Here is an 11,830-nt window from a genome sequence, read left to right as displayed (position 1 = left end):
CGCTAGCTTTGTTCCGAAGAACTCTACTCGCTCGACTTGCATGTGTTAGGCACGCCGCCAGCGTTCGTCCTGAGCCAGGATCAAACTCTCACTAAAAAGTTTAATCATTTGCTCAAATTACTTTGAGTCTTTGTTTTAAGACTCTCAAAAGAATTGCTGGTTTACTTTAACTATATTCTGTTCAATTTTCAAAGACCATTTACTCTGTCGCATCGAAGCGACTTCCTTATCTTATCACTGAGAAACTTTTCTGTCAACATCTTTTTGTTGTTTCTGTTAACTTACTTAACTTCATGTCTTTCGACTTATCAGTGGTCCGTTTGGACAAGACTTATAATATCATTATATTAACATATTAACCAATACTTCATTATTATATTCAGAAATTAATCAAGTTTTACTTTATTTTTCATAAATTTTCTTAATAATACTTATATTGATACACAAGGATACGTTCACTTATTTAATTTGAATATTCAATCAACTATGTCTTAGTTTTTACCATTATATGTTTATACTAAAAAGAGAGTTAAAACCTATTCGTATTTCAACTCTCTTTATATTATTAATTGATATTTTTAAACAACTCTTTTTTTAGGAATTATAACCGGATTATGTTCTAATCCCTTTACCTCTTCATTATCATCAATTAATGTTCCCTTATCTGTAATTGCATTATTCATAGTTACATTATTGCCTATAACAGTATTTTGAAGTATAACACAATTTTCAATTACGCTACCCTTTCCAATATAAACATTTCTTCCTATAACACTATTTTTAACTGTTCCTTCAATATATGAACCATTAGCAATAATAGAATTTACTACACTACTTGTTTCAGTATATTGTGTTGGGCATGCATCCTTTGGTTTTGTATATATAGGAAAATTGTTATAAAATAATTCTTTATTTACTTTTTCATTTAAGAATTCCATATTAGCATCATAATATGCCCCTATAGAGTTAATACACCCTAAGTATCCTTTGAACTCATATCCACCAACTTTTAATTTATCTATATTTCCATTAATATAATTTTTTATCTTTTTATATATTCCACCTCTAATACATTCATATATCATGTCTATAAAAAGATCAGTTTTCATTATATACATTTCCATATTTATATTAGCACTATTCTTTAAACCTACATTTTCTCCAACACCAATTACTCTACTGTTTTCATCTAAGTTTAAAACTTGGCATCCAATAAAGTTATCTTCTACATGCTTAACATTCTTATATACTGTTGTTACATCGTTACCTTCTGCAATATGATACTTAATTAATTCATTATAATTTATATTGCAAATCATATATGATGAACAAATTAAAGTATATTCTTTCTTACTATAATCAAAATAATCTATATTCTCTAAAAAATTATGAACATCATCATGTACAGGATCAATATCTCCAAAATTAAATACCTTTAATCCATCCTTCTTACGATGTATATCCCATGGTCTACCATTTGTAAGATGATCCATTAGCGATCTTGATTTATTTTTTGTGAATATTCCTATGGCTTCAATTCCTGAATTAGTCATATTAGATAATACAAAGTCCACAACTCTATATCTACCTGCTATAGGTAAAGATGCTAAAGGTCTGCGTCTTGTTAGCTCCGTAGTTTTTTGTTCGTTTTCGTCTAAGTTAATTATACCAATACAGTTATTCATATTTTCTCTTTACCCCCTCTATTATACTTCCATTGCATCTATTACAGTTCCACTCTTAACGTCTTCTTTAGATGCTATAACTGATATTTTTTCACCATTACCTATCTTACAGTCTTTTCTTATTTTTGCCTCTCCACCTATAATAGCTTTATTAATTACTACATTATCTCCAATTTTAGCATCTGTCATTATTACAGAATCCTTTATCACAGTATTTTTACCTATATAAACTCCTTCAAATAATACAGAGTTTTCAACTGTTCCATGAACTGTACACCCTTCAACCACTAATGAATTTTTAACATTAGCATCTTTTCCAATGTATTGTGCTGGTCTTACAGGACTAACAGAATATATCTTCCAATCATCCTCATATAGATTTAATCCACTTTCTCTCTTTAATAAATCCATATTAGCTTCCCAAAGACTGCTTATAGTACCAACATCCTTCCAATATCCCTTAAATGGATAAGCTACTAATTTTCTACCCTCATTTAACATTTTAGGAATTATGTTTTTACCAAAGTCATTACTAGATTCTTTGTCCTTTTCATCTTCCTTTAATGCTTGTCTTAAAAGTTTCCAATTAAATATATATACTCCCATTGACGCCATATTACTCTTAGGATTAGCAGGTTTCTCCTCAAATTCATATATTGATAAATCATCATTAGTGTTCATTATTCCAAATCTAGAGGCCTCTTCCATAGGAACTTCAATTACCGCTATTGTAGCTTCAGCATTCTTTTCTTTATGGAATTGAAGCATTCTGTCATAATCCATTTTATAAATATGATCACCTGATAAAATCAATACATATTCTGGGTTATATCTATCTACAAATTCAATATTTTGATAAATTGCATTTGCAGTTCCTTTATACCAATTACCACCTTTTTCTTCTTGGTATGGTGGTAGTATACTCACTCCTCCATCCCTTCTATCTAAATCCCATGGACTACCTATTCCAATATGTGCATTAAGCTCTAATGGCTTATATTGAGTTAGTACCCCAACTGCATATATTCCTGAATTTGAACAATTGCTTAAAGGGAAATCTATTATTCTATATTTTCCTCCATAAGGTACTGCCGGCTTAGCCAATTTCTTCGTTAAAACACCTAATCTTGATCCTTGTCCTCCTGCTAATATCATAGCAACCATTTCTTTTTTTCTCACTATTTTCCCCATCCCCTCTTAACTTAATACTATACAATTAGTGTATTTACTTAATTACATTTTTTTATTTATGTTAAATTTGTAATTTGACATTATGTTGTACTATTTTCTTAGTACATATTTATTATATTTATAAAAACTAGATATAATTTATATATCTATAATTCTCATTCTTAATAATATTCCCATTAATACAAAAATATTCAAATAAAAACTCAAAAAGTAAGGCACTTTGAAATTATAAAAGTGCCATACTCTTTTATAGAACTTTTAATATCATAAATTGATGTGCTTCTATTAAAACACTTGTTGATCTATTTTCTACTATATATTCTTTATCTTCATCTAATAAATCTAAAATGTTCCCATCTACATTATTGATTAATATATTTTCTTCTTTTTCCATTATATTAACTGCGATAATTATTCTATCTTTATTTAAAGTTCTTTCATATGCTAATATTCCATTATTAAACTCTAAGAATTCTATTTCTCCATTTCTTAAAGCCTCTTCACTAACTCTAATAGCTGATATCTTTCTATAAAACCCTAATATATCATTATTTTCTTTTCCCCATGGATATGATTTTCTATTACTTGGATCCTTTCCTCCAGTCAAACCAGCTTCATCTCCATAATATATTAATGGAACCCCTGGTAATGTCATTTGAATTACTACTGCCTCTTTCAACAGATTAACATTATTATTTAGCATAGTTAATACTCTTTCAGTATCATGATTACCAAGCATATTCATGGTTGAATAAAAATATTCCTTAGGATAGTTTTCTTTCAAAGATAAATACTTTTTAATAAAATATTTACTTCCTATATAGTTTCTAACTAAATCTAAAATTATTTGTCTCAAAGGATAATTAGTTACAGAATCTAGCTCATTTCCAAATAGATATTCCCTTTTCCTATTATAACTAACCTTATTTGATGCATCTTCCCATACCTCACCAATTAGTACACTATCTTTTTTTACTTCTTTAAGTTTCTTTTTTAAAATCTTAATAAATTCATCAGGTAATTCATCTGCAACATCCAATCTCCAACCACCAGCACCAAGCTTTAGCCATTTTTCTATAACAGAGTTATCATTTCTAATTATATAATCCAAATAGCTTGGATTAAGTTCATCTACATTAGGCATATTAGAAAATCCCCACCATGTTTCATATAGATTAGGATAATCATTAAACCTATACCACCTATAATATGGAGAATGTAAAGACTGATAGGCTCCTAAAGAATCATAATTCCCAAATTTATTAAAATATTTACTATCACTTCCCGTATGACTAAAAACCCCATCTAATATAATTCTCATGCCTAACTTTTCCGCTTCACTACATAAATCTTTAAATATTTCTTCATCTCCAAACATAGGGTCTATTTTCTCATAATCGCCAGTATCATACTTATGACAGCTAGGAGAATCAAATATTGGATTAAAATATATTACACTTACCCCTAATGACTTAATGTATTCCAATTTCTTTTTTACTCCTAAAAGATTTCCACCATAAAAATCCCATCTTACTATATTTCCATTCATATCTTTTATATACATTGGACTATCATCCCAATTTCCATATATAAAAGTATTCTTTTTGGGATTTAAAACTTTACCTTCATCTTCGCCATTAAAAAATCTATCAACAAATATTTGATATATAATTCCTTCTCTATACCAACTAGGTACTTCTTGTTTAGAATATATAGTTATCTGATAGCTTACTGGCTCATTAAAATATATCTGTCCTACTCCACCTAATGATTCTATATTATTTCCATAAATAATATCTCTTCCATAATAATTAACTCTGAAGTAATAATATATTAAACCTATATTATTTAATGTATCTACTTCCGTTTCATAAACCCAATTGTTTACTAAACTATTCCATCCGATTTCCTTCATTTGAATTTCTATCTGATTGTTATAAAAGTTTATTAAATTAATATAAGCTGAACATTTTTTACTAGTCCATAATCTGATTCGCACCTTAGTTCCTATACTAACTGCACCAAAAGGATTTCTTAATTCAAGATTGTGAGAATCATGGAAAATTTGTATATCATCCAACTCCACATTCCCCCTATAGATTTTTATATATTACAGTTGAACCCCAAATGCCTGTTGCATATTCCTTAATAGTTCTATCAGATGAAAATATTCCTGAATGTGCTATATTAACGCCACACATTTTTTGCCATCTTTCTTTATCCATATATAACTTATTAACTCTTTCCTGCGCACCTAAATAAGAATCAAAATCCTTTAACACAAAAAATTCATCATTATAGGTTAATAAATTTTCATATATGCTTCTAAATCTATCTTTATCTGTACAATATTTGCCATTGATTAAATCATTGGTAACTCTTTGTAATCTAGAGTCTTTATTACATATATCCCATGATGAATATCCACCATTCTTATGATAATTTAATACCTCTTCAGCATTTAATCCAAAGATAATAATATTATCCTGACCAACTTCATCTTTAATTTCAATATTAGCACCATCTAATGTTGCAATAGTTATTGCTCCATTCATCATAAATTTCATATTAGAAGTACCTGATGCTTCTTTTGTTGTTGTTGAAATCTGTTCACTTAAGTCAGTTGCCGGAATTATTTTTTCAGCTAATGAAACTTGATAATTCTCTAACATTACAACTTTAATTTTTTCATTAACTCTTGGATCGTTATTTACAGTTTCTGCAACTCTACAAATTAACTCAATTGTATTTTTGGCTAAATAATATCCTGGAGCTGCTTTTCCTGCAAAAATAAAAGTTCTTGGTATTATATCTAAATTAGGATTATCAATTAACTTATTATAAAGATCCATTATTCTTAAACAGTTTAATGTTTGACGTTTATAAGCATGAATCCTTTTGATTTGAACATCAAAAATTGAATTTGTATCTATAACTATTCCCTTACTCTTATAAATTTCTTGTGCTAATCTTTCTTTATTACCTTTTTTTATTTCTCCAAGCCTTCTTAGAACATTTTTATCCTCAAGGTAATTTCCAAAATTCTCTAAATCAGTTGGATGTTTTATAAAGCTTTCTCCAATGGTATCAAGTAAAAGATTAGTCAACTCTGGATTAGACCTAATTAACCATCTCCTATGAGTTATACCATTAGTTTTATTATTAAACTTTGATTGATATAAATAATAAAAATCAGACATTTCCTTTTTCTTTAATATCTCAGTATGAAGTTTTGCTACTCCATTAACACTATGGCTACCCACTATAGCTAAATTAGCCATTCTTACATATCCATCCCCTATAATAGCCATTCTTGATATTTTATCCCATTGACCTACATACTTATTCCAAAGTTCCTCACAATATCTCTTATTTATCTCTTCGATAATCATATAAATCCTTGGTAACAAACCCTTAAACATATCAATAGGCCACTTTTCTAAAGCTTCGGCCAAAATTGTATGATTAGTATATGAAATTGTATTTTGAGTTATTCTCCACGCATTATCCCAAGATAATCCCTCTTCATCAAGTAATATCCTCATTAGCTCTGGAATTGCTAATGTTGGATGCGTGTCATTAATGTGTATTGCTATCTTTTCATCTAGTAATTTAATGTCTCCATTATGCTTTTTATAATGCCTTACTATACTTTGTATCCCTGCAGAAACGAAAAAATACTGTTGCTTTAATCTAAGCATTTTTCCTTCATAAAATGAATCCTCTGGATATAGAACTAAAGATATTGCTTCTACTGAATTCTTATAAGATATTGCTTTTAGAAAATCACCTCTACTGAATGATGAAAAATCAAACTCATTAGATACTGGCTCAGCACTCCACAATCTTAAAGTATTTACTACTTCATTTTCATAACCAACAATTGGTGTATCATATGGTACTGCTAAAACAGGCTCATAATTAACATGAGTAAAAGTTAATTTACCATTAACGTAATCAGAAACAATTGTTCCTCCAAATTTAACTATTTCAGATTTATCTTGCTTCTTTATTTCCCATACATTTCCTTCTCTCAACCAATTATCAGAGGCCTCAACTTGTTGGCAGTCCACTATTTTTTGTTCAAAAAAACCGTATTTATACCTTATTCCACACCCATGTCCAGCAATGTTTAATGATGCCATAGAGTCTAGAAAACAAGCTGCTAATCTACCTAATCCTCCATTACCTAATCCTTGATCGTGTTCTAAATTTTCAATTTCCTCTAAATCAATATCTAACTCATTTAATGCCTCTTTACAAATATCTCTTATTCCTAAATTCAAAAGAAAATCACCTAATAGTCTGCCTAATAAGAATTCCATTGAGAAATAGTATACTTGTTTTTCTCCAGTTTGATTGTACCTATTATTAGTATCCATCCATGTACTAATTACATAGTCCCTAACCAAACTTCCCAATGCTTCATATTTTTGTTGATTACTTCCTTCTTTTAATTCTTTCCCATGTAATTGAACGAATTTATTGTTATAATCTCTTTTAAATGAATTCTTATCGATTGATAGCATATATCTACCTCCTAATAGCTTGATCCATTAAGATCTATTAACTACTCCTTCATATAACCACTTATATTGCATAGCTGATTTTTCCCAACTGTTATCTGAATTCATAGCTTGTCTGATTATGTTATTCCAAGCATTTTTATCGTTGTAGATTGTTAATGCGTATTCTATAATTTGCATTAATTCATTTGAATTAAAATTTTTAAACCCAAATCCATTCCCTACTCCATTGTATTGATTGTAAGGAGATATTGTGTCTTTTAATCCTCCAGTTTCTCTTACAATAGGAATTGATCCATATCTTAATGCTATTAATTGCCCTAATCCACAAGGTTCAAATAATGATGGCATTAAGAACATATCAGTTGCAGCATATATCTTGTGTGCTAAAGTATTATCAAACTTAATATTGGCTGAAACTTTATCAGGATATCTATATTGTAAATTCTTAAATGTTTCCTCATACCAATAATCACCTGTTCCTAATATAACAAGCTGTATATCTCTTTGAAGAAGTCTATCTATCATATTAACTATCAGATCACACCCCTTTTGATGCGTTAATCTAGATATTAAACCAATCATAGGTGTATCTTTCTTTTGTGGTAATCCTAACTCTCTTTGTAATGATAATTTATTCTGAACTTTATTATCTATTGAATTAATATTAAAGTTTTTAAATATTAATTTATCATCTTGTGGATTAAACTCTTCATAATCTATTCCATTAACTATTCCCATTAAATAATAACTTTTACTTCTAAGAAATCCATCTAGCCCTTCACCATATTGTGGAGTTTTTATTTCCTCTGCATAAGTATTACTTACTGTTGTAATTTGATCACAATAGTTTAATCCACCCTTTAAAAAGCTTACTGAGCCATCTAGTTCTACACTTCCATTAACTAATGGCATATAATCGTAACCAAATAACTCCGGTAATACTTTAGGTGAAAAACTTCCTTTAAACAGTAAATTATGAATAGAAAATACTGTTTTTATTTTTGAGTAAAATTCATCTTTTTTATATTCTAAATTAAGTAATACTGGCACCATTCCTGTTTGCCAATCATTACAATTTATTAAATCTGGTTGCCAATCAATTTGCTTAATAAACTCTAAAACAGCTCTATTAAAAAATGCAAATCTTTCTCCATCATCAAAATATCCATATAACCCATCTCTATTAAAGTAATATTCGTTATCTATGAAATAATAAATTACCCCTTTATATTGATATTGAAAAATTCCGCAATATTGATTTCTCCAACCTACAGAAACAGTAAACCATTTTACAAACTGTAATTTTTGTTTTAACTCATCTTTTATATTTTTATACTTCGGTATTACTACCCTAACATCTACACCTAGTTTTGCTAATGATTTAGGCAATGCTCCCATTACATCTCCTAAACCTCCAGTTTTAATAAATGGATGCGCTTCTGATGCTGCAAACAATACTCTCATCTATTCACACTCCCTATTTAGATTTGTTATTTACCTTTAAAATAATAGCTGCCATTGGTGGAACTTTAATTTTTATTGAATATGGTTGATTATTCCAAGGAATTTCCTCTGCTACTAATTTATCAGTCATTACTTGTCCTGATCCTCCATAAATTTCGCTATCTGTATTAAAATCTTCTATATATTCAGCCAATAGTGGAACACCAACCCTAAAATCATACCTAACTACAGGTGTATAATTACATATAAATATTAAGACTTCATCACTGTTACTGTCCCTTCTTATAAATGAATATATGCTTTCATCGCAATTATCTGCATCAATCCATTCATATCCTTCTAGTTTATAATCACCTTCCCATAAGGCCTTATTTTCCTTATAATAATGATTCATATCTTTAAAGAATTGTTGAGTCTTCTTATGCATATCATATTCTTCAATTAGGTTCCATTGTAATCCTTCATATTCACGCCATTCTATAAATTGTCCAAACTCTGAACCCATGAACATTAATTTCTTTCCTGGATGTCCCATCATATGTGCTAAATAAACTCTAACTCCAGCAAATTTATTCCAATAATCTCCCCACATTTTATTTACAAGTGAACCTTTTCCATGTACAACTTCATCATGTGATATAGATAATATAAAATTCTCGGAATAATGGTATGCCATTGAAAAAGTAAGCTTATGGTGATGATACTTTCTATTTATTGGATCTTCTTTAATATACTTTAAAGTATCATTCATCCATCCCATATTCCATTTAAAGTTAAACCCTAATCCATCATCTTCAATTGGTTTAGATATTTTAGGCCATGCTGTAGATTCTTCTGCAATTGTCATTACAGTAGGAAACTCCTCATGTAGTGCCCTATTATAATCTTTTATAAACTGTATTGCTTCTAAATTTCCATTTCCTCCATAAATATTAGGGAACCATTCTCCATCATTTCTTCCATAATTAAGATATAACATATTTGATACTGCATCATTTCTAATACCATCTATATGGAATTCTTTTATCCAATAAAAAAGATTTGATATTAAGAAACTCTTAACCTCTGGTCTTCCTAAGTCAAAATTAAAAGTTCCCCAACCTTTATTTTCCCTTTTCCATTCTTCCTCATATTCATAAGTTGGAGTTCCATCAAACATATATAGCCCATGTGCATCTTTACAAAAATGACTTGGTACCCAATCTAATATTACTCCTATACCAGCTCTGTGCAATTCATCAATTAAATATTTAAAATCATTTGCATTTCCATATCTACTAGTTACAGAGTAATATCCTACACCTTGATATCCCCAAGATGCATCTAATGGATGCTCTAATACTGGTAAAATTTCTACATGGGTATATCCCATATCTACTAAGTACTTTGGCAATTCCTCAGCTATTTCTTTATATGTTAAAAACTCTCCATTTTTAGTTTTCCAAGATCCTAAATGCATTTCATAAATATTAATTGGACTTTCATACATATTAAACCTTTTTCTCTTCATCATCCAACTTCTATCATTCCATTTATACTTAACATTTTCGCTAACTATAGATGCTGTATTTGGTCTCTTTTCTGATTCAAAAGCATAAGGATCCGCTTTATATTTATGTTCGCCATGAATGCTTTCTATTGAATATTTATATTTTTCTCCAGGTTCTATCCCCTCTATAAATATACTCCATAATCCTGAATCTGATACCTTCTCCATTTTATAATCTTCTTTTACTTCAAAGTTAGAAAAATCTCCTACAACATATACATTTTTTGCTCTAGGAGCCCAGGTTGTGAATCTAACACCCCTTTTTCTTTTTTCAGAAACAACATGTGCTCCCATAAAAGCATATGCTTCATAGTGCTTTCCTTCATGAAATAAAGAAATATTATCTACACTTAATTCACATTTTACTTTCTTTTTAACAACTTTATTTTCTTTTTTATTATCTGAAATTTTACTACTTATCTTCTTATTTACCGATTTAACATCTTCGATAGTCTTTTTTTTACTACTTTTCGTAACTGCTGCTCCGACTTCTCCTCTCATGTGAATCCCCCCTCATCTTTTATACCACTGTATTTTTTTCCTAATATAGAAGTTATTTCTCTATTTTATAATTCTACCATCAAGCTTTTATGCTGTTCAACTTCTTTTAACCGACATATAATCTAATAATCTCTGATATAGAATCATATCTTTATCTCGTTTATGTTAGATTTTGTCGTTTTATTTTTTTTATTATATATTCTTGTCTATATTTAGGTATATTTTTGTACGTTTTCATGCATAGAATTAATATCGTATTCCTTCTAATTATATGTTTATAAAATATTTCTATTACTTATATAATTTTTACATCTATAATAAAATCGCTATTTGACACTATTTGTAAATATTGTGATTATATATATTAAATTCCTTTCAAATTTAATTCTAAGATTATACTTACTTTGCAATTTTCTTTCAAAATGATCCTACTATATAAATGATTATTCTTTTTTAATATGTAATAAAGTATATATTGTTTTAAAACTTTACATTAATCTTTTCAGTTAAAGACTATAACATTTCTTTTTATTTTATTCCAAAAAAAAGTACTTAGTATTAACTAAGTACTTATCTACATGCCAACATTCATAGGAATAATTTTTTACACTCTATTAATCTCCACTAAATTATCCGATAAAAGAGTAACATGTTTTTATCCGCTCCTAATAAGAGACTAGAATATTCTATTTTCAGTTTTATATTATTTTTATAACAAAAAAAGTACTTAGCATTAACTAAGTACTTCACCTACCTGGCAACGTTCTACTCTCCCACACAGTCCCCCGTGCAGTACCATCGACGCTGTAGAGCTTAACTTTCCTGTTCGGAATGGGAAGGAGTGTTTCCTCTACGCCATCATCACCAGATGCTATGATTTTCTAAATCTTTGATTTAGTTAAAATCTTGTA

6 protein-coding genes and 2 rRNA genes are annotated in these 11,830 nt (G+C 28.9%); all 8 read right to left on the bottom strand.

The features are described from left to right. Nucleotides 1-96: ribosomal RNA gene (locus EJJ37_RS18675) — 16S ribosomal RNA — on the bottom strand; the annotation flags it as partial. A 482-nt stretch (nucleotides 97-578) separates the two neighbouring features. Next, nucleotides 579-1,685 carry a glucose-1-phosphate adenylyltransferase subunit GlgD gene (glgD, locus tag EJJ37_RS18670; protein WP_133016966.1) on the bottom strand — a complete coding sequence of 369 codons (1,107 nt, stop codon included), beginning with the start codon at nucleotides 1,683-1,685 and terminating at the stop codon, nucleotides 579-581. A gap of 21 nt (nucleotides 1,686-1,706) precedes the next feature. Further along, complete coding sequence (locus tag EJJ37_RS18665) at nucleotides 1,707-2,864, bottom strand: glucose-1-phosphate adenylyltransferase (protein ID WP_133016965.1); 1,158 nt, start codon at nucleotides 2,862-2,864, stop codon at nucleotides 1,707-1,709. Nucleotides 2,865-3,123: 259 nt separating this feature from the next. Continuing rightward, entirely contained in the window at nucleotides 3,124-4,956 is a 1,833-nt protein-coding gene (locus tag EJJ37_RS18660) for a glycoside hydrolase family 13 protein (protein ID WP_420808553.1), read from the bottom strand. A 13-nt stretch (nucleotides 4,957-4,969) separates the two neighbouring features. Next, nucleotides 4,970-7,405 (bottom strand): glycogen/starch/alpha-glucan phosphorylase, encoded by a 2,436-nt coding sequence (locus EJJ37_RS18655; protein ID WP_133016963.1) that lies wholly within the window; start codon nucleotides 7,403-7,405, stop codon nucleotides 4,970-4,972. A 27-nt stretch (nucleotides 7,406-7,432) separates the two neighbouring features. After that, nucleotides 7,433-8,869, bottom strand: a complete 1,437-nt coding sequence (gene glgA, locus EJJ37_RS18650; RefSeq protein ID WP_133016962.1) for a glycogen synthase GlgA — start codon at nucleotides 8,867-8,869, stop codon at nucleotides 7,433-7,435. Nucleotides 8,870-8,882: 13 nt separating this feature from the next. Next, nucleotides 8,883-10,919, bottom strand: a complete 2,037-nt coding sequence (gene glgB / locus EJJ37_RS18645; RefSeq protein ID WP_133016961.1) for a 1,4-alpha-glucan branching protein GlgB — start codon at nucleotides 10,917-10,919, stop codon at nucleotides 8,883-8,885. Nucleotides 10,920-11,671: 752 nt separating this feature from the next. Beyond that, nucleotides 11,672-11,788 (bottom strand): 5S ribosomal RNA (gene rrf / locus EJJ37_RS18640). Nucleotides 11,789-11,830: the final 42 nt, after the last annotated feature.

The sequence above is a fragment of the Clostridium cuniculi genome, from assembly GCF_004353185.1.
GTDB classification, from domain to species: domain Bacteria; phylum Bacillota; class Clostridia; order Clostridiales; family Clostridiaceae; genus Clostridium; species Clostridium cuniculi.
Note: the sequence above shows the minus strand (reverse complement) of the source record. Positions and strands in the feature narration are given on the sequence as shown.

Coding starts and splice junctions, on each gene's coding strand:
- glgD (WP_133016966.1), bottom strand. CDS start 1,685: ATGAATAACTGTATTGGTATAATTAACTTAGACGAAAACGAACAAAAA.
- EJJ37_RS18655 (WP_133016963.1), bottom strand. CDS start 7,405: ATGCTATCAATCGATAAGAATTCATTTAAAAGAGATTATAACAATAAA.
- glgA (WP_133016962.1), bottom strand. CDS start 8,869: ATGAGAGTATTGTTTGCAGCATCAGAAGCGCATCCATTTATTAAAACT.
- glgB (WP_133016961.1), bottom strand. CDS start 10,919: ATGAGAGGAGAAGTCGGAGCAGCAGTTACGAAAAGTAGTAAAAAAAAG.